This is a genomic window from Streptomyces sp. UG1, from assembly GCF_049974585.1.
Lineage (GTDB): Bacteria > Actinomycetota > Actinomycetes > Streptomycetales > Streptomycetaceae > Streptomyces.
In genome coordinates this window covers 37,436-55,865 of the sequence record NZ_JBNGGG010000044.1, presented here as the reverse complement: position 1 = coordinate 55,865, position 18,430 = coordinate 37,436, and the positions used below count along the sequence as shown (strand labels likewise).

Below are 18,430 nucleotides of genomic sequence, written 5' to 3'. Positions count from 1 at the left end.
ACCCCAGCCGGCGCCGGAACTCCCCAGCCCTGTCGGCGCCCCAACCCCTGTCGGCGCCCCGAGGCCTATCGGGTTACGGCTCCTCCCGCCACCCGTCCCACTCCCCCGCGAACTCGTCCAGCTCCGCCGGATCCAGCCGCTCCTGCTCGTCCCGCAGCACGACGAGCCACTGCGCGTCCTCGGCGTCGTCCTCGCCGGCCAGGGCGTCCCGCACCAGACGCGGCTCCTCGTCGATACCGAACCGCTCCCCGAGCGCCTCCGCGGCCTCCTGAGCCGCGTCGCGGTCGGGCAGCACCAGCACATGTCTCACATCGCTCACGGAGCCATTCTCGGGCACCCGCCGAGACACGAATCGCGGGGTCAGCCCTTCCGCACGAGCTGCACATCCAGGTCCACCTGGATACTCGGCCCCACCACCGCGATGCCCCGCGCCAGCATCGTCTGCCAGCTCACCGTGAAGTCGTCCCGGTGCAGCTCGGTCGTGGCCCGGCACGCCGCCCGCACCTCGCCCTCCATGCCGTTGCCGAGCCCCAGGTACTCCATGTCGAGCACCACCGTCCGCGTCACGCCGTGCAGCGACAGCGCCCCCGTCACGGTCCACCGGATGCCGCCCTTGTGCACGAACCGGTCGCTGTAGAACTCCAGCGTCGGAAAGGTCGCCACGTCCAGGAAGTCCGCCGACCGCAGATGGTCGTCCCGCATCCGCACACCCGTGTCGATGGAGGCCGCGTCGATCACCACGTGCATCGCCGACCGCTCGACGGGGTCGGTGACCCGCACCACCCCGGCGAACGAGTTGAACCGACCGTGGATCCGGGCCAGCCCGATGTGCCGCGCGGTGAACCCGATCGAGGTGTGCGCCGGCTCGATCTCCCAGTCGCCCGGTTCCGGCGGTTCCGGCGGCTGGGCGATCTGGAGGGCCACGTCACCGAGCGAGACGAGCGCGTTCTCCCCGACCGTCACGGTCGTCCGATACGGCGTGTACCCCTCGGCCGACACCGCGAGCCGGTACTCCCCCGCCGGCACCGTGGTCACGAACGACCCGAAGGGATCCATCCCGCCGCTGACCACCGGCCGCCCCATGGTGTCGCTGACCGTGAACTCCGCGTGCCGCACGGGCTCGTTGACCGGATCGAGCACCCGGCAGCTCAGCACTCCGGCACTCGGCGGAGTCTCCAGGGCCGCCAGCGGGCTCGTCCGTTGCTCCCGGTTCGTTCGGCTTCCCAGCCAGCGACCGATCATCCACGACACCCCTGTACGCCTCGACATCAACCGTTGCCGAAGGAGCATTCGACCACCGTCGAGTTTTTCGGGGCAACATGGGATCACATCGTGGGAAACCGGCACATGCGCTGGTTCTACGCACGAGTAGCACACCGGGTGCGGCCGGTGGAATCAACCGTCCCGGTCGGGTCTTCGCACCGTCGGCACCCGGTCCAGCTCGACCCCGAACCGCTCCCGGTACACCCTCAGCACCTCCTCGTCCGTGCCCAACTCCCGCTCCTCACGTGTCCCGTCCGCCGCCGTCGACTTGAACGTGCGGCCGCTGAGCGTGATCCGCCCTCCGTCCTCCGTCACCCGCGAGCACACCAACGACTGCGTGAAGTGCGACAGCGGCGAGGTGCTGTGCCACCACGCCCCGGCCACGAAGTCGCCGAGCGCCCGCGCCCGCCGGTCCAGCCGGTACCGCGCGCTGCCGTCCATGACGACGTCCAGGTCCGCCGCCTGAGCCACGTCGGGCCCGCCGCGCACCCCGGCCGCGTCCGGCCCGGCCTCGACGACCCGGAACACACCCGCCGGGTCCCGCTGCTCCCCCCTCGCCTCGAACGCCAGCGGATAGTGGCTGTGCGCCCCGAAGCCGACGTCCGCCAGCCACGCGCCCCCGTCCACCGTCCCCACCTTCAGCGCCATGTGGTCGTAGGGAATCCCGAGCCGCCCCTCGCCGCCGTAGACCCGCGCCGCGAGCAGCGTCACATCGAAGCCCAGCGCCCCGAGCAACGCCGCGAACGCGCCGTTCAGTTCGTAGCAGAACCCGCCCCGCCGGGCGCCCACCACCTTGTCCAGCAGCCGCTTCTCCTCCAGCACGATCTCCTCGCCGAGGTGGATCGACAGGTTCTCGAACGGCACGGTCCGCAGATGGCGAAGCTGCAGCTCGCGCAGCACGTCCACGGTGGGCCACGCCGGGTGCTCCGCTCCCAGTCGCCGGAGATAGGCATCAACCTCTTCGGAATCCATGACCTCAGTCTCCCGCCACCCGCAGCTCCGCGCCCGTGCCCGCGACCGCCAGCGCCCCGTCCACGTCCGTCCGCAGCACCACCGCGCCCTGCGCCCGCAGCGCCGCGAGGGTGCTGGGAGCCGGGTGACCATACGGGTTGTCCTCACCGCAGGAGATCAACGCCAGCCTCGGCGCCGCCCGGCGTATGAGTTCCGGGTCCTGATATGCCGAGCCGTGGTGGGCGACCTTCAGCACGTCCACGCCGCCCAGGAGTGCCGCCGCCGGCGATCTCGACAGCGCCCGCTGGGCCGGGGGTTCGAGATCCCCGAGCAGCAGGAGCCGCAGCCCGGCCGACCGGACCAGCAGGGTGACGCTGGAGTCGTTCGGGCCCTCCGGTGCCGGCGCCGGGTGCGGCGGCGGCCACAGCACCCGCCAGCTCAGCGCCCCGGTACGCCGCTCCTCCCCGGCGGCGGCCCGCGTCACGGGGATGCGCCGGGCGGCCGCCTCTCTCCGTACGAACTCCACCTGGTCCACGGGGGCTTCGTGCCCCGTCGTCTCGATGGCGCCCACCGCACGCCCGCGCAGGACGCCGGGCAGGCCCGCCACATGGTCGGCGTGGAAGTGGGTGAGCACGACCAGCGGGATCCTGGTGATGCCGAGTCTGCTCAGACAGCGGTCGACCAGCGTCGGATCGGGGCCGGCGTCCACGACCACCCCCGTCCCCGCGCCCGCCGCGAGCACCGTCGCGTCGCCCTGCCCCACGTCGCACATCGCGAACCGCCACCCCGGCGGCGGCCACCCCGTGACCACCCTGGTCAGCGGCGGCGGCTGCACCACCGCCAGCAGAAGCAGCGCCCCGCAGGCACCGCACCACCAGGGGTGCCGCAGCAGCCGCCGGCCGGCCGACAGCACGACCACCGTGGCGAGGGCGAGCAGCGCCGCCCCCGCCCAGCTGCCGGGCCAGTCCACGCCCGCGCCGGGCAGTGCGGCTCCCGTCCGGGCAACGTCCGCGATCCACCCGGCCGGCCAACTCGCGCACCACGCCAGGGCCTTGGCCACCGGCATCGCCATCGGTGCCGCGGCCAGCGCCGCGAAACCCAGCACCGTGGCCGGCGCGATCGCGAACTCCGCGAGCAGATTGCACGGCACCGCCACCAGGCTCACCCGGGCCGACAGCACCGCCACCACCGGCGCGCACACCGCCTGCGCGGCAGCCGCGGCCGCCAGCGCCTCGGCCGGCCGCGGCGGCACCCGGCGGCTGCGCAACGCCGCGCTCCAGCGGGGCGCGAGAGTGAGCAGGGCGCCCGTGGCCAGCACGGAGAGCACAAAGCCGTAGCTGCGGGCCAGCCAGGGGTCGTACAGCACCAGCAGCAGTACGGCCGTCGCCAGCGCCGGGATCAGCGATCTGCGGCGTCCGGTCGCCAGGGCGAGCAGTGCGACCGCGCCGCAGGCCGCGGCCCGCAGCACGCTCGGGTCCGGCCGGCACACGACGACGAACGCGAGGGTGAGCGCTCCGCCGAGCAGCGCGGTCGTGCGCAGGGAGATCCCGAGGCGCGGCGCGAGCCCACGGCGCTCGACCAGTTGTGCCGTCCCGGGCGGGCCGATGAGCAGGGCCAGGATGATCGTGAGGTTGCTGCCGGAGACGGCGAGGGTGTGCGCGAGGTCGGTCTCCTTGAACGCCTCGTCCAGCTCCGGTGTGATCCGCGAGGTGTCGCCCACGACCAGCCCCGGCAACAGCGCCCGCGCGTCCGCCGGCAGTCCGTCGGTCGCCTCCCGCAGCCCCGCCCGCAGTCGCCCCGCCAGCCGCTGCGCCGCCGACGGCTCCCCGACGACCTCCGGCTCAGCCGCGTCCCGCACCCGCAGCACGGCCGCGATCCGGTCTGCGCCGGCCAGGGCGGGCGCGAGCCCGGCGGTCACCCGCAGCCGCGTGGAGGGGAGCAGGCTCAGCCAGGGCGAGGGCCGGTCGGCGGAGGAGGGCTGCGAGGGCCGTAGCTGCTGAGAGGGCCGCGGCTGCTCGTCGGCGCCGTCCGAGGACCCCCGGCCCGCGTCGACGATCATCAGCACCGGCGCCCGTGTCACCACCGCGGTGCCGTCCGCCTCCTCGACGCGTCGCACGTCCGCGTTGATCAGCACGGAGGTCGGCGCCATGTGATTCCCCTTGACGCGGGGCCGGGTGAGCCGGGGGTCGGAGGTGACCTCGACCTCGGCGGTCACCGTCGCGTACTCCCGCGCCAGCCCCGGCACCGGCCCACGTCGCAGATCGGCGCCGTGCAGCCCGGCGGAGACGGCGGCCGCGGCGACGCAGAGCAGTACGGCGGCGACCGAGGTGCGGGGCCAGGCGGGGCGCATGTCCTTCAGGCCCCGCATGGCTGTTCCGCCTCGCCGCACCAGCAGCAGTACGCCCGCCGTGAGCAGGCAGACCACCGCCGTACCGCACACCCATTCCGGCGGGGTGTCCAGCATCAGCGCCGCCGTCGCCCAGGCCGCGAGCGCGGGTGGGACGAGCCGTAGGTCGGTCGGTCCCTCCTGCCGGGGGTGTGCGGCGCCGAGGCGGCGTCCGGACGCCGCGTGGACGGCGGCCCGGGCGGGTGCGGGGCCGGGTGAGCCCAGGTCGTGGTTCATGGCCGCACGAGATTTCGCAGATCGGCGAACCGGCGGTCGCCGATGCCGTTGACCTCGCGCAGTTCGTCCACCGAGCGGAAGCCGCCGTGCCGGGTGCGGTAGTCGATGATGTGCTGGGCCAGCACCGGGCCGACGCCCGGGAGGGTGTCGAGCTGTTCCACGGTGGCCGTGTTGAGGGCGATCGGTGTGGCGGGTGCCGCACCGGGAACGGCCGCGCCGCCCGAGCCGGCACCCGGGGCGGCACCGGGCACGGCGGCCGGAGCGCCGACGATCACCTGCTCTCCGTCCATGAGGAACCGGGCCCGGTTCAGCCCGTCGGTGTTCGTGCCGGGCCGCACCCCACCGGCCGCGCGCAGGGCGTCGGCGACGCGCGACCCCGCCGGCAGGCGATGGATCCCCGGTTCACGCACCTTGCCGCTGACGTCCACCACGATCTCGGCGGCGGGCGTACCGACGGCTCCTGGCGCCTCGCCCGCCCAGGCACCGGTCGCCGCGGCTCCTGCCCCGGCCGCGGCGTCCTGCTCCCCTCTCGCGGCCTCTCCACCGCCGTACTGGGCCGCCGCCCGCACCACCTCAGGGGCCCGCACCGACTGCGCCCGCCCGGCCCAGAAGTGCTGCACCGCGAAACCGGCGGCGACGACGAGCACCACGGTGAGCGCGACCACGCCCCGCCGCTCCAGCCCACACCGCGCCTGCAACCACACCGGCATGCGCTCCCGCAACGCCAGCCCGGCCCGCGAACGCCACCGCCCCGCACGTTCATCGGCGCCCGTGTCCCCAGCACCGCCGTCGGAATCCGCGTCGGCGTGCAACTCAGCGCCCCCAGCACCGTCCCCGGCGTCGGCGCGCAACTCCGCGTCCCGGCGCCGGTCCACAGCCGCCGCTTCCGGGGCACGCTCCGCCCCATCCGGTGGCCCCGCCCCCGACTCCCGCCACTCCTCAGCGCGTTCGGCGAAGATCACCTCCGCCCGGCGCCGCAACTCCTGCGCCGACGCATGGCGCTGCCTCGCCCTCCCCTGGACGTGCGCGCCTCGTCGTCGGCGGGCGCGGCCGTCGGAGTACGGACCGCGTCCCGGGCCGCTGGTCACCGCCGGGCGGCGGGTGGGGGTGCCTGTATCTGTGCGTGATCGAAGTGCCATGCGACGAGGATCGGGTACCTCGCCACATCCGCGATGATCTTGCTCAATTCCCGGGGATTACCGCCCGGTTGTGGATAACTCCGCCACCCACAGGAGTGACTCACCCGCACCCGAAGGGGGTGTCACCGAGGCGAGACCACGACCCCCAGCAGCCCGGGCCCGGTATGCGCCCCGATGACCGCCCCGACCTCGCTGACATGCAGATCCGCCAGCCCTGGCACCCGTGCCCGCAGACGGTCGGCCAGCGCCGCCGCCCGGTCGGGAGCGGAGAGGTGGTGGACCGCGATGTCGACTTGAGCGCTGCCTGCCCGGTCGGCGGCGATCTCCTCGAGGCGGGCGATGGCCTTGGAGGCCGTCCGTACCTTCTCCAGCGGGCCGATCCGGCCGTCGTCGAGCTGGAGCAGCGGCTTCACCGCGAGCGCGGAGCCCAGCAGGGCCTGCGCGGCGCCGATGCGGCCGCCACGGCGCAGATAGTCGAGGGTGTCGACGTAGAAGTAGGCGGCCGTGCCTGCGGCCCGTTTCTCGGCGGCGGTGACGGCCTCGTCCACCGTGCCGCCCGACTCCGCCGCCTCGGCCGCCGCCAGCGCGCAGAACCCGAGCGCCATGGCCACCATGCCGGTGTCCACCACCCGCACCGGCACCGGAGCCTCGCGCGCCGCAAGGACCGCCGCGTCGTAGGTGCCGGAGAGTTCGGCGGAAAGGTGCAGGGAGACGATGCCGGTGGCGCCGGACTCGGCGACCTTGCGGTAGTGCTCGGCGAAGACCTGAGGGCTGGGGCGCGAGGTGGTGACGGGGCGTCGCTTCTGCAACGCCTGGGCGAGAGAACGGGTCGAGATCTCGGTGCCCTCGTCCAGCGCCTGGCCGCCGACGACCACGGTCAGAGGCACCGCTGTGATGTCATGACGCTCCATCGTCCGGGGCGGCAGGTAGGCCGTTGAATCGGTGACGATCGCGACATGGCGGGACATGAGCTGGAGGTTACCTGCCGTAGCGCCCGGGCGGCAGTCCGACCCCGCTGAGCCGGTCAAGCCTTGACCGAAGCGGCTGGTGGTCGTGCGGGCTCAAGTCGTGCTCTCGGGGCGGGGTTTCTTCTCCCAGGGGAACGTCGGTCGAGGCCCGGGCGGGTTGATGGCGGGCCGCGTGGGCTCCTCGGCCCGCGGGGTGTCCGGCCAGGTCTGCTCGGTCGTCGCACCGGAGCCGGCCGTGGGCGCCTCGGGCCACGGGGGCGGCGCCGAAGATCCCGTGGTGGCCGATTCGGCCGCCGAGGATCCGCTCGACGACGGTTCCGTCGTCTGCCAGTGCCGCAGCGCCCCGGTCTCCACGTCGATCTGGGCGCTGAGGGTGTCCAGGTCGTCGTCGGCGAAGCGGCGGGCCCGGTCGCGGGCCGCCCAGCGCAGCGAGTCCGCCGCCTGCACGATGCGCTCGGTGCGTTCGCGCAGGCCGGGCAGTCGCTCGGCGAGCGTGGAGCGGTCGGGCTCGGACTCCAGGCGCCGCAGCTCGCCGTCCAGCTCGTGCCCATGGGCGCTCAGGCGCTGGAAGAGGCCGAGGGACTCCTTGAGGGACTCGTCCTCGGCCGCGCCGGCGTGCAGCGCGTCCTGGGTGGCCCGCATGGAGGTGCGCAGCTTCAGCCGTAGTTCGGCGAGCTCGCCGACCGCGCCCGGCTGGGCGAAGGACTTGGCCCGCAGGGTGTGGTCCTCGACCGTGCGGCGGGCCTGGGTGATGGTGTGGTCCACGCGGCGCTTGGCGGCGCCGACGACCTTCACCGTGGCGTAGGCGCCGAGGGCTATGAAGAGCACGAAGAGCAGGGCGAAGACTGCGATCACTGCATTCACGATGCTCCTCCTACGTCCGGGCGCGACGCACGCCCGCATCGCTCTTCAACGGTAAACGCTACGGGCAGGCCCGGAGTTCCAGCAGAACCCCGAACCTGCCCGTAGGGGATCACCCCGAGCGGTCCGCCGGAGGCTTACGCCGGAACGATGTTCACCAGCTTCGGCGCCCGCACGATCACCTTGCGGATCCCGGCCCCGTCCAGCGCCGCCACGACCTTCTCGTCGGACAGCGCGGCCTTCTCCAGGTCCTCCTCGGAGATGGCCGGCGAGACCTCCAGGCGTGCCTTGACCTTGCCCTTGATCTGCACGACGCAGGTCACGGTCTCGTCGACCACGTACGCGGGGTCGGCGACCGGGAAGTCCCGGTGCACCACCGAGTCCGTGTGCCCCAGCTTGCGCCACAGCTCCTCGGCGATGTGCGGGGCCAGCGGCGCGGTCATCAGCACCAGCGCCTCGGCTACCGAGCGCGGCACGGCGCCGCCCGCCTTGGTCAGGTGGTTGTTCAGCTCGGTGACCTTGGCGATCGCGGTGTTGAACCGCATGCCCTCCAGGTCCCCGCGCACCCCGTCGATCGCCTTGTGCAGGGCGCGCAGCGTGTCCTCGTCGGGCTCGGCGTCCACGACCGTCACGGCACCGGTCGTCTCGTCGACGACGTTGCGCCACAGCCGCTGCAGCAGCCGGAACTGGCCGACCACCGCGCGCGTGTCCCACGGCCGGGAGACGTCCAGCGGGCCCATCGCCATCTCGTACAGCCGCAGCGTGTCGGCGCCGTACTCGGCGGCGATCTCGTCCGGAGTGACCGCGTTCTTCAGGGACTTGCCCATCTTGCCCAGCAGCCGGGAGACCTTCTCGCCCTGGTAGTAGTAGGTGCCGTCGCGCTCCTCCACCTCGGCGGCCGGCACCGCGATGCCGCGGCTGTCGCGGTAGACGTAGGCCTGGATCATGCCCTGGTTGAACAGTTTGTGGAACGGCTCCGCGGAGGAGACGTGCCCCAGGTCGAACAGCACCTTGGACCAGAAGCGCGCGTACAGCAGGTGCAGCACGGCGTGCTCGGCGCCGCCGACGTACAGGTCGACGCCGCCGTGCGGCCGGCCCTCGCGCGGGCCCATCCAGTACCGCTCGATCTCGGGGTCGACCAGCTGCTCGCTGTTGTGCGGGTCCAGGTAGCGCAGCTCGTACCAGCAGGAACCGGCCCAGTTGGGCATGGTGTTGGTCTCACGCCGGTACTGCTTGGGGCCGTCGCCCAGGTCCAGCGTGACGTTGACCCACTCCTCGTTGCGCGACAGCGGCGTCTCGGGCTGGGTGTTCGCGTCGTCCGGGTCGAAGGTGCGCGGCGAGTAGTCCTCGACCTCGGGCAGCTCCAGCGGCAGCATCGACTCGGGCAGCGCGTGGGCGATGCCGTCCTCGTCGTAGACGATCGGGAAGGGCTCGCCCCAGTAGCGCTGGCGGCTGAACAGCCAGTCGCGCAGCCGGAAGTTGACGGTGCCCTCGCCGATGCCCTCGCGCTCCAGCCACTCGGTGATGCGCGCCTTGGCCTCGCCGACGCCCAGGCCGTCCAGCGAGACACCCGCACCGGCGGAGTTGACGATCTTCGCGTCGTACGACACGAAGGCGTCCTCCCATGTCGAGGTGTCGGTGCCCCTGCCGTCGGTCGGCTCCACGACGCAGCGGATCGGCAGTTCGAAGGCGCGCGCGAAGGCGAAGTCGCGCGTGTCGTGGGCCGGGACGGCCATGATGGCGCCGGTGCCGTAGCCCATCAGGACGTAGTCGGCGATGAAGACCGGGATCTGCTCGCCGTTGACCGGGTTGGTGGCGTACGCGCCGGTGAAGACGCCGGTCTTGTCCTTGGCCTCGGCCTGGCGCTCGACGTCGGACTTGGAGGCGGCCTGCGCGCGGTAGGCGGCGACGGCCTCGGCCGGGGTGGCGTAGCCGCCGGTCCACACCTCGTGGGTGCCCTCCGGCCAGGCGGCCGGGGTGAACTTCTCGACCAGCGGATGCTCGGGCGCCAGCACCATGTAGGTCGCGCCGAACAGGGTGTCCTGGCGCGTGGTGAAGATCGTGATCTGCTCGCCGTCGATCGGGAAGTCGACGCGGGCGCCCTCGGAGCGGCCGATCCAGTTGCGCTGCTGCAGCTTGATGGCCTCGGGCCAGTCCAGCTCGTTCAGGTCCTCCAGCAGCCGGTCGGCGTAGGCGGTGATCCGCATGTTCCACTGGCGCAGCTTGGCCTTGAAGACCGGGAAGTTGCCGCGCTCGGAGCGGCCGTCGGCGGTGACCTCCTCGTTGGCCAGCACGGTGCCCAGGCCGGGGCACCAGTTGACCGGCGCGTCGGAAGCGTAGGCCAGCCGGTACTCGCCCAGGACGTCGGCGCGCTCGGCGGCGCTCAGCTCGCTCCAAGCGCGCGTGTGCCCCGGTACGGCACGCTCACCGGACTCGAAGGCGGCGACCAGCTCGGCGATCGGCCGGGCCTTCTTCGCCTCGTCGTCGTACCAGGAGTTGAAGATCTGCAGGAAGATCCACTGGGTCCACTTATAGTAGTCCGGGTCGATGGTGGCGAACGACCGGCGCTTGTCGTGGCCCAGGCCCAGCCGGCGCAGTTGGGCCGTCATGTTCTCGATGTTGGCCTCGGTGGAGACACGCGGGTGCGTGCCGGTCTGCACGGCGTACTGCTCGGCGGGCAGGCCGAAGGCGTCGAAGCCCAGGGTGTGCAGGACGTTGTGGCCGGTCATGCGCTGGAAGCGCGCGAAGACGTCGGTGGCGATGTAGCCCAGGGGGTGGCCGACGTGCAGGCCCGCACCGGAGGGGTACGGGAACATGTCCATGATGAACTTCTTGGGCCGGGCGACGACCTCGGGGTCGCCCGCCAGGTCACCCTTCGGGTTCGGCGCGGCGTACGTGCCCTCGGCGTCCCAGAAGTCCTGCCAGCGTGCCTCGATCTCGGCCGCCAGGGCGGCCGTGTAGCGGTGCGGCGCGACCACCTCGGCGGTGGCAGCGGGGTTCGTCTCGCTCATGATCCTCAAAGCTCCATCGATCGTCTCTGCCAGCGGCTGCGATTCTCAAGAAACGAAAAATCCCCTCGCACAGGAGGGGACGCCGCGCCGATTCCGACCATCCGATTCGCCCGGCGGTCGGGACTGATCAGCGCGGCTCGCTAAGCAGAAGGCGTACGGCACGCATGGCGTCAGGGTACCGCAGCGCCGGAGCGGGTCGCGACGGGCTTCCGGCGGGGGTCGCACATAAGCGTCGCGTATGAACAACGGCGCCCTCGGCTCCGTACCTAAAAGTTGTGAAGACCTCGAAAAGCTGAACAATGTTCAACTGTTACCTGGCGTAACAGTCGCTAAGGGACATCACCCGCCCCTCCCCGTCCGTGGATAACAACGCAATAACTCAAACGCCGTACCCATCGGTATGGAGCCACTTAGAGTGCGGCAGCGGGACCGCTTTCCCGAACCGTTCGGAGTTGCCCCCATGAACCCTCGTCCTCACAGCAGCCCGCCGCCCAGGCCCGGCCCGCCGGCCGCCGGGACGGTGGCCGCTGCCACTCTGCCGTCCATACCCGCCTGCACTTCGACGGGAGGCATGTCGTGACGACGGAACCGTTCGATCCGGACGACGGCGTGATGGACGACGCGTTCCTGGAGTTCCTCAACTTCGGCGCGGGCGTCCTGTCCCTCGTCCTGCTCACCTGCTCGGTGATCTGGGGGCTCGTCGCCCAGGACCGGATGATCCTCAACACCCGCCAGCGGATGACCGCGCAGGCCGTTCACCGGGTGACCGCGGTCGCCTCCATCGCCTTCCTCCTCGTGCACATCGTGGCCAAGCTGGCGCTGGAGCACACCAGCTGGATCGCCGCGTTCATCCCCTTCGGGCTGCTCATCTCGGGCGGCGACCAGTTCACGGGCACCGCGTTCCTGATCGGCCTGGGCACCCTGGCGGGGATGCTCATGATCTTCGTGGGCATCACCGGCGCGCTGCGCAACCGCTTCGCGTCCTCGGCGCCGGTCGCGGCGCGCTGGCGGGCGATGCACATGCTGGCCTACCCGGCCTGGTGTGCGGCGCTGATCCACGGCCTGTTCGCCGGCCGCCCGGCGAAGACGTTCTCCATGGTGTCGTACGAGCTGTGCGTGGTGGCGGTCGGCGCGGCACTCGCCCTGCGCGCCGCGCCACGCCCCTTCAAGCGCAAGGTCGCCGACCGGCTCACCCAACTCCTCGGCAACGGCGAACCGGGCGGCCGCGAGGACCTCGAGGCCAGCCGGGCCAGGGCTGCGGAGTCCGCGCTGCCGGGCTACGAGGAACCGCGGTCGCGGCGACGCGCGCGTGAGGAGCCGCCGACGGGTCCGCTGCCCGGCACGACGGGCCCGCTGCCCGGCATGCGCTCCCCGTCCGCCGCGGAGACCACGGGCGGCTTCTCCGCCGCCTACCGCGCCGTCTCGCCACCCGCGCGCGAGCGGCGGCAGCACCTCGCGGCCGACCAGACCTCCTCCTTCGACCTACCCATGGACATGCAGCCCACCGAGGCCATCCCCCGCATCGACGGCGGAGGCAGCACCTCGGGGAACTGGCCGATCCCGTCCCCACCGCCGGTGGGCGAAGCGCCCCCGTCGGCCTACGACCCGATCAACGACACCGGATACAACATCCCCGTCTACGGCAACTCGGGCACCCCGGGCTATGGCAACGGCGCTTCGGGCTACGGCTCGAGTGATGTGTACGACACCGCTGAGACAAACGCCGTCTTCGGTACGTACAACCAGAACGACACGTACAACAACAGCGGTCCCGCCACTGAAACACTGCCCGGTGCCTCCTACGACTTCGACGCACCGGGTTCGGGCGAACCTTGGAACACGCCTTCCGGAGGCTTTAAGTGAACGAGGCCCTGCCCGACGTACCCGAAGTCCGCGTGGTCGGCCTTCCCCAGCTCACGTCGGGCTTCGACCTTGTCGAAAGACTCGATCTGCCCATGCATCTCAAGGTGCACGGGCCACTCGAACCGATGGGCGGCGAGCAACTCGCGAAGCTCGCCGAGAACATCAACCTGAAGGGCCGCGGCGGCGCCGGCTTCCCCTTCCACAAGAAGCTGCGCTCGGTCGCCGAGGCGGCGATCAAGCGCGGCGTACGGCCGGTCGTGGTCATCAACGGCAGTGAGGACGAGCCGGCCTGCCGCAAGGACACGGTGATGATCAACCGTGCCCCGCATCTCATCCTGGACGGCGCGCTGCTGTGCGCCGAGGCCCTGGGTGCCCGCACGCTCGTGGTGGGGGTCACCCGGGAATCGACCCAGCGCTCCATGGAGGCCGCCCTCGCCGAGCGCGGCCTGAGCAACAGCCGCCGCTCCGCTCTACGCGCGTGGGTGCAGCGCAACCCGGTGCGCATGGTCACCGGCGCCGCCGCCTCCCTGATCCGCTCGATCGACGGCGGCCCGGCGATCCCGCCCGGCCGCAAGGTCAGCGCCTCGCAGAACGGCGTCGGCGGCGCCCCGACCCTGCTGTCCAACGCCGAGACGTTCGCCCAACTCGCCATCGCCGCCCGCATCGGCCCGGAGCGCTACGGCAACACTGGCCTGTACGACGAGCCGGGCACCGTGATGCTCACGGTCTCCGGCGCGGTCGCCCGCCCGATGGTCATCGAGGTGCCCACGGGCGTGCCGCTGCGCTACGTCCTCCAGCTCGCCGGCGCCCCGCCGGTGCCGCAGGGCGTGCTGACCGGCGGCTACCACGGCAAGTGGATCGACGCGGCGACCGTCAACGAGGCGATCGTCTCGCGCAATTCACTGGACGCGGTGGGCGGTGCGCTCGGCGCCGGCGCCATCCTGCCGATCACTCAGGAGACCTGCCCGCTGGGCGAGTCGCTGCGGGTGGCGCAGTGGCTGGCCGAGGAGAGCGCGGGCCAGTGCGGCCCCTGCTACCTCGGTCTGCCGGCCGCCGCGCGCGGCATGGAGGACATCCTCAACGGCGGTGGTCCGGCCGCCCTGGAAGCGCTCAAGCAGGTCGCCAAGAACGTGAAGCGGCGCGGCGCGTGCTCGCACCCGGACGGCTCCGCGATGTTCCTGGAGTCGACCATCAAGGCGTTCACCGACGACCTCGCGGCCCATGTCCTCGGCAACGGCTGCGGACGGCGCGTGGAGGGCGTTCTGCCGCTCTTCGAGGGCGGCAGGGCACCCACGGGCATCCCGGGCGGCGCCGAGTCGGAGGAGAACGGCCCCAGCCGCCAGAAGATCTACGTCGACTGGACGCTGTGCCGGGGCCACGGCCTGTGCGCGGACATCCTCCCGGAGGTCTTCCAACTGGGCGCCGACGGCTTCCCGACCGTCGCCCAGGCGAACGTGCCGCGCTACGCCGAGGCCAAGGCCATGCGGGCGGTGCGCCGTTGTCCCGCCCTCGCCCTGCGCATCGAGGAGGACACGCGCGCGCAGGACTCCTCCCGCAACAACCTGCCGGTCCTCTCCCAGGGCCGCGGCAGGCGCGCACTGGGCCGCTGAAGCCCGCCGCGCACGCGCAGAGGGGCCGTCCCGCCCGGGGGCGGCCCCTCGTTCGTTGCCCAACCGCCCCTGAGACCAAGGGTGTCCGCGCACGCAAAAGATCCCGCCGGATCGAACCGATCCGGCGGGATCTCACACTGTGGAGCTAAGGAGAATTGAACTCCTGACCTCCTGCATGCCATGCAGGCGCTCTACCAACTGAGCTATAGCCCCTCGTTCGCCCGGTTTCCCTGGCGGCGACGCCAACATTACCGGTCGATCAGGTGCAGCACCAAATCGTTTCCCGTGGGGTCTGATACGGGGCTTTTGTCCGGTTCAAGGCGTGAGGTCAGGCCGTGACGAAGGAATAGAAGCGCTTGAGGGTGCAGTGCTCTTCGAGGAGCCGGCCGTAGATCGGTTCGCCCTCGAGTTCGCGGTAGGTCTCGATCGGGTCGCCCTTTATGATCAGCGCCCGCGCGCATTCCTCGCACCAGTACTGGTAGTCGGGGTTCACCGGTTCCATGTCGCGGACGATCGGCGTTCCGCTGCCGCACCAGTCGCACTTTCGCCTGTGTGCACCCATCGATCAGCTCCAGCTATGGCCGCAGGCCGTGCACACGTAGGAAACCCCGCCGTTGTCACCAAGAAGCTGGGCGACATGGACGGAGCCGCAGGAGGGGCAGTTGAGGCGAGTGATCGTATCCCGTGTCAATGCTGCTTCGAAGAGGTCACCGACCTCTTCGAGGATGCTCACAGGCATCGCTACTCCCTCCCGTCGGGCAGCGCCCCCTTCCGGCCGTTTGATTCTGCCACGGCCGGACCAATACGGTCAGCGACGCCTCAGTACCAGTCCGGACACGGCGCGCCTCCTGAGAGGTATACGCCCGCGAGGTCCAAGTGACTCAAGCCGAACCCGAACACTTTGGCGGATACCAGAAGATCCCGCCGATCGCTTCGATCGGCGGGATCTTGTTGTCTCACTGTGGAGCTAAGGAGAATTGAACTCCTGACCTCCTGCATGCCATGCAGGCGCTCTACCAACTGAGCTATAGCCCCTTGACACGCGGCGGTAGCCGCATGTTGTCTCGCACCGCTCGGCGGGCGAACAAGAAGAACTGTAGCCTGTGACCTGCCGGAAAGTGAAATCCGACGTCAGTCGTCGTCGCCGAGCACCGGCTCCGGCAGGGTGCCGGCGTTGTGCTCCAGCAGGCGCCACCCTCGCGCGCCCTCGCCCAGGACGGACCAGCAGCAGTTGGTGAGGCCGCCAAGGCTCTCCCAGTACCCGGCCTCCAGGCCGATGAGGCGGCCGATGGTCGTACGGATGGTGCCGCCGTGGCTGACGACGACGAGCGTGCCGTCGTCGGGGAGTTTCTCGGCGTGCCGGAGCACGACCGGAGCGGCGCGGTCGGCGACCTCGGTCTCCAGTTCGCCGCCACCTCGGCGCACCGGCTCACCGCGCTTCCACGCGGCGTACTCCTCGCCGTACCGGGCGATGATCTCCTCGTGCGTCAGCCCCTGCCAGACGCCCGCGTAGGTCTCGCGCAGACCCTCGTCGTGCGTCACCGCCAAGCCGGTGAGCCCGGCCAGCTCGGCGGCCGTGTGGGCGGCGCGCTGGAGGTCGGAGGCGATGATCGCGTCGGGCTTGAGGTTGGCCAGCAGCCGGGCGGCGCGGCGGGCCTGGGAGACGCCGGCCTCGGTGAGCGGGACGTCCGTGGTGCCCTGGAAGCGGCGCTCCACGTTCCACGAGGTCTGGCCGTGCCGCCACAGGATGACGCGGCGGCCCCGGCCGCCGGGCACCTGGTCGGTGGTGCTCACCGCCACTCACCGCCCAGGTCGGCCGCCTCCTCGGCGGCCTGCAGCTTGGCGTGCTCCTCGGCCTTGCCGCGGGTGGCCTTGGCGTCGTCGGGCAGTTCGAGCTCGGGGCAGTCCTTCCACAGCCGCTCCAGGGCGTAGAAGACGCGCTCCTCGCTGTGCTGGACGTGGACGACGATGTCGACGTAGTCGAGCAGCACCCAGCGGGCCTCACGGTCGCCCTCGCGGCGCACCGGCTTGGCGCCCAGCTCCTTCAGGAGCCGCTCCTCGATCTCGTCGACGATCGACTTGACCTGGCGGTCGTTGGGCGCGGAGGCCAGCAGGAAGGCGTCCGTGATCGACAGGACGTCGCTGACGTCGTAGGCGATGATGTCGTGCGCGAGCTTGTCGGCGGCCGCCTGGGCGGCGGTGTTGACGAGCTCGAGGGAACGGTCGGTAGCGGTCACTACGAAGCTTTCGGTCGGGGGCAGGTTTCAGCTGGCGGATGTGAAGCGTCGGCTGGGGGTGCGGGGGTTGTCCCCCACATGTTGCAGCCCGTCGGCGGACACTTGCCACCAAGGGTCTCACGGACCGCCGACAGCGCCCCACGTGATTACCGGCTCACATGGGGTGGCCTGCGGCGATGCACCCGTCGGACACCGCCGGACACTCCGCGGCTACGAGGACGACGGCTTGTAGTCCTGGCCGAGGACCACCGAGACGTCCGCGTTCGAGGGCACGTCGCCCTTGCCGACCGCGTCGGCGGACAGGCCCAGGGTCTTGGCGACCTCGGTGGCGTTGTCCTTGTCGGCGGCGTCGGCGTAGACGACCTTCGAGGTGGCCGCGGTGGACGCGGTGCCCGCCTCCAGGAAGGTGAAGCCGCCGTTCAGCAGCACCACGCGGGCGCTTTCGGTGTTGTCCCTGGTGCCGCTGGCGTTGCGCACGGACACGCGGACGGCGGCGTCCTTGTCGGGGCTCTTGGCGGTGCCGCCGAGGACGTCCTTGACGACACTGGCGCTCGCCTGCGCGCTCAGCGTGCCGTCGCCCTGGACGGGCATCAGGGCCGTCTTGTAGTCGCCGCCCTTGGCGAGGTCGGCGAGCCGGGCGAGGAAGGCGCCGAGGTCCTTGTCGGTCAGCGGCGGCTCGATGATCATGCCGAGCGTCTGCACGGTGGTGATCGCGCCCTCGGTGTCCGAGGTCATCTTGCGCAGCACGGCCTGCATGACCTGCCCGAACCGCTCGAGCTGGGCGTTGGGGTTTTCACCCGAGCCCTGGTAGGTGGCGTAGGCGACGGCGAGCTTGCCGCTGAGGGTCTGCGCCTTGCCCTTGCGCACCAGGGGCGCGGCGCCCTTGGACTTGGCGTCCGGGTCGGGCACGTCGGCGTTGGTGTCGACCTCGATGTTGCCGACCAGGTCGACGAGGTTCTGCAGATAGGGGGTGTCCAGCCGCCAGGTGCCCTGGATCTCGGTGCCTAGGACGGTGTCGATCGCGTCGCGGGTGCCGGAGGAGCCGTCGTCGTCGACCGACTTGGCGAGCGTGGTCGTGGTGCCGTCGTCGCCGCTCACGGCGAGGGAGTTGGGCAGCAGCACGGTGGTGGCCTGCTTGGTGGTGGTGTTGTCCACGAGCAGCGCCGTGGAGGTGCCGCCCCCCTTGGTGTCGTGCAGATGGACGACGATCACGTCGCGCTTCTGGGCGCCCACCGGCGTCGATGCGCTGGTCTTGTCGTCCGACGCGGTGAGGCCGGGCAGCTTTCCGGCGTACCAGAGGTAGCCGACGCCGCCGGCCGCGGCGATCGCCAGGACGACCACGAGGGCGATCACGCGCGCGCGTGCCCGTCGCTTGGCCTCCTCGCGGCGCTCGGTGCGGTTCTCGGTGAACTTCAGCCAGTCGATGACGTCCTCGGAGTCCGAGTCGGGCTCCTCGACGAACGCGAACTGCTCGGTGCGGTAGTCACCGCGGTCGCCGCGCTCCTGGCTCCCCTGGTCCTCGACCGGCCCGGCCTGGTGCGGGATGTAGGCGGTCTGCTCGGCGACGCGCGGCTGCTGTCCGCTGGAGGCGGTACGGCCGTAGGGGTCGTACGGCGCCGAGTGGGTGCCGGTGCCGTACGGGTCGTAGGGCGGCGTGGGCGGCTGCCGGCCGGTGTCGCCGGCCGGGTAGGAGTCGTACGACTGGGGTTGCTGCTGCGTGCCCGTCGCGTACGGGTCGTAGCCGTAGCCCTGCTGTGCGTAGGGGTCGTACTGCTGCTGGGGCGGCCGCTGCTGCGGGATCTGTCGGTACACCGGCCGCCCGTATTCGTCGTATCCGACGAGTTCGTACTGGTCGCCGCCGTATCCTTCGGCCCCCGCGTCGTATCGGTCGTTCACCGGTAGCC

At 71.5% G+C, this 18,430-nt stretch carries 14 protein-coding genes and 2 tRNA genes; 2 read left to right on the top strand and 14 right to left on the bottom strand.

Annotated elements, in window-relative coordinates:
* Positions 1 to 73: 73 nt before the first annotated feature.
* From ACP4J3_RS39115 to leuS, 8 genes are all read right to left on the bottom strand, one after another.
* Positions 74 to 319 (bottom strand): hypothetical protein, encoded by a 246-nt coding sequence (locus ACP4J3_RS39115; protein WP_426541094.1) that lies wholly within the window; start codon positions 317 to 319, stop codon positions 74 to 76.
* Between the two features lie 41 nt (positions 320 to 360).
* The gene (locus tag ACP4J3_RS39110) at positions 361 to 1,242 is read right to left on the bottom strand and encodes a YceI family protein (RefSeq protein WP_426541093.1); all 882 of its coding nucleotides are present in this window, start codon (positions 1,240 to 1,242) and stop codon (positions 361 to 363) included.
* Positions 1,243 to 1,395: 153 nt separating this feature from the next.
* On the bottom strand, positions 1,396 to 2,235 hold the full coding sequence (locus ACP4J3_RS39105; protein ID WP_426541092.1) for an arylamine N-acetyltransferase family protein: 840 nt from the start codon (positions 2,233 to 2,235) through the stop codon (positions 1,396 to 1,398).
* 4 nt (positions 2,236 to 2,239) lie between these two features.
* Complete coding sequence (locus ACP4J3_RS39100) at positions 2,240 to 4,837, bottom strand: ComEC/Rec2 family competence protein (RefSeq protein ID WP_426541091.1); 2,598 nt, start codon at positions 4,835 to 4,837, stop codon at positions 2,240 to 2,242.
* On the bottom strand, positions 4,834 to 5,976 hold the full coding sequence (locus ACP4J3_RS39095; RefSeq protein WP_426541090.1) for a helix-hairpin-helix domain-containing protein: 1,143 nt from the start codon (positions 5,974 to 5,976) through the stop codon (positions 4,834 to 4,836). The genes ACP4J3_RS39100 and ACP4J3_RS39095 overlap by 4 nt, the downstream gene beginning before the upstream one ends.
* Before the next feature lie 122 nt (positions 5,977 to 6,098).
* The gene (locus ACP4J3_RS39090; protein ID WP_426541089.1) at positions 6,099 to 6,944 is read right to left on the bottom strand and encodes a DegV family protein; all 846 of its coding nucleotides are present in this window, start codon (positions 6,942 to 6,944) and stop codon (positions 6,099 to 6,101) included.
* A 93-nt stretch (positions 6,945 to 7,037) separates the two neighbouring features.
* Positions 7,038 to 7,808 (bottom strand): hypothetical protein, encoded by a 771-nt coding sequence (locus ACP4J3_RS39085; RefSeq protein ID WP_426541088.1) that lies wholly within the window; start codon positions 7,806 to 7,808, stop codon positions 7,038 to 7,040.
* Between the two features lie 134 nt (positions 7,809 to 7,942).
* Positions 7,943 to 10,816, bottom strand: a complete 2,874-nt coding sequence (leuS, locus tag ACP4J3_RS39080; protein WP_426541087.1) for a leucine--tRNA ligase — start codon at positions 10,814 to 10,816, stop codon at positions 7,943 to 7,945.
* Between the two features lie 612 nt (positions 10,817 to 11,428).
* Between leuS and ACP4J3_RS39075 the strand changes: the two genes are divergently transcribed.
* Positions 11,429 to 12,679, top strand: coding sequence for a cytochrome b/b6 domain-containing protein (locus tag ACP4J3_RS39075; protein ID WP_426541144.1), 1,251 nt, complete (start codon positions 11,429 to 11,431; stop codon positions 12,677 to 12,679).
* Positions 12,676 to 14,289 carry an NADH-ubiquinone oxidoreductase-F iron-sulfur binding region domain-containing protein gene (locus tag ACP4J3_RS39070; RefSeq protein WP_426541086.1) on the top strand — a complete coding sequence of 538 codons (1,614 nt, stop codon included), beginning with the start codon at positions 12,676 to 12,678 and terminating at the stop codon, positions 14,287 to 14,289. Before ACP4J3_RS39075 ends, ACP4J3_RS39070 begins: the two co-directional genes overlap by 4 nt.
* A 140-nt stretch (positions 14,290 to 14,429) precedes the next feature.
* On the opposite strand, the gene ACP4J3_RS39065 is transcribed toward ACP4J3_RS39070, so the two are convergent.
* From ACP4J3_RS39065 to ACP4J3_RS39040, 6 genes are all read right to left on the bottom strand, one after another.
* Positions 14,430 to 14,502: transfer RNA gene (locus tag ACP4J3_RS39065), tRNA-Ala, on the bottom strand.
* A gap of 115 nt (positions 14,503 to 14,617) precedes the next feature.
* Positions 14,618 to 14,851, bottom strand: a complete 234-nt coding sequence (locus tag ACP4J3_RS39060; RefSeq protein ID WP_003976229.1) for a hypothetical protein — start codon at positions 14,849 to 14,851, stop codon at positions 14,618 to 14,620.
* Positions 14,852 to 15,251: 400 nt separating this feature from the next.
* A tRNA-Ala gene (locus tag ACP4J3_RS39055) sits at positions 15,252 to 15,324 on the bottom strand.
* 96 nt (positions 15,325 to 15,420) lie between these two features.
* Complete coding sequence (locus tag ACP4J3_RS39050) at positions 15,421 to 16,089, bottom strand: histidine phosphatase family protein (RefSeq protein WP_426541085.1); 669 nt, start codon at positions 16,087 to 16,089, stop codon at positions 15,421 to 15,423.
* Complete coding sequence (gene rsfS, locus ACP4J3_RS39045) at positions 16,080 to 16,526, bottom strand: ribosome silencing factor (RefSeq protein WP_194046120.1); 447 nt, start codon at positions 16,524 to 16,526, stop codon at positions 16,080 to 16,082. The genes ACP4J3_RS39050 and rsfS overlap by 10 nt, the downstream gene beginning before the upstream one ends.
* A 210-nt stretch (positions 16,527 to 16,736) precedes the next feature.
* Positions 16,737 to 18,422, bottom strand: a complete 1,686-nt coding sequence (locus ACP4J3_RS39040) for a LytR C-terminal domain-containing protein (RefSeq protein ID WP_426541084.1) — start codon at positions 18,420 to 18,422, stop codon at positions 16,737 to 16,739.
* Positions 18,423 to 18,430: the final 8 nt, after the last annotated feature.

Coding starts and splice junctions, on each gene's coding strand:
- ACP4J3_RS39060 (WP_003976229.1), bottom strand. CDS start 14,851: ATGGGTGCACACAGGCGAAAGTGCGACTGGTGCGGCAGCGGAACGCCG.
- ACP4J3_RS39095 (WP_426541090.1), bottom strand. CDS start 5,976: ATGGCACTTCGATCACGCACAGATACAGGCACCCCCACCCGCCGCCCG.
- leuS (WP_426541087.1), bottom strand. CDS start 10,816: ATGAGCGAGACGAACCCCGCTGCCACCGCCGAGGTGGTCGCGCCGCAC.
- ACP4J3_RS39110 (WP_426541093.1), bottom strand. CDS start 1,242: ATGATCGGTCGCTGGCTGGGAAGCCGAACGAACCGGGAGCAACGGACG.
- ACP4J3_RS39105 (WP_426541092.1), bottom strand. CDS start 2,235: ATGGATTCCGAAGAGGTTGATGCCTATCTCCGGCGACTGGGAGCGGAG.
- ACP4J3_RS39100 (WP_426541091.1), bottom strand. CDS start 4,837: ATGAACCACGACCTGGGCTCACCCGGCCCCGCACCCGCCCGGGCCGCC.
- ACP4J3_RS39090 (WP_426541089.1), bottom strand. CDS start 6,944: ATGTCCCGCCATGTCGCGATCGTCACCGATTCAACGGCCTACCTGCCG.
- ACP4J3_RS39075 (WP_426541144.1), top strand. CDS start 11,429: ATGGACGACGCGTTCCTGGAGTTCCTCAACTTCGGCGCGGGCGTCCTG.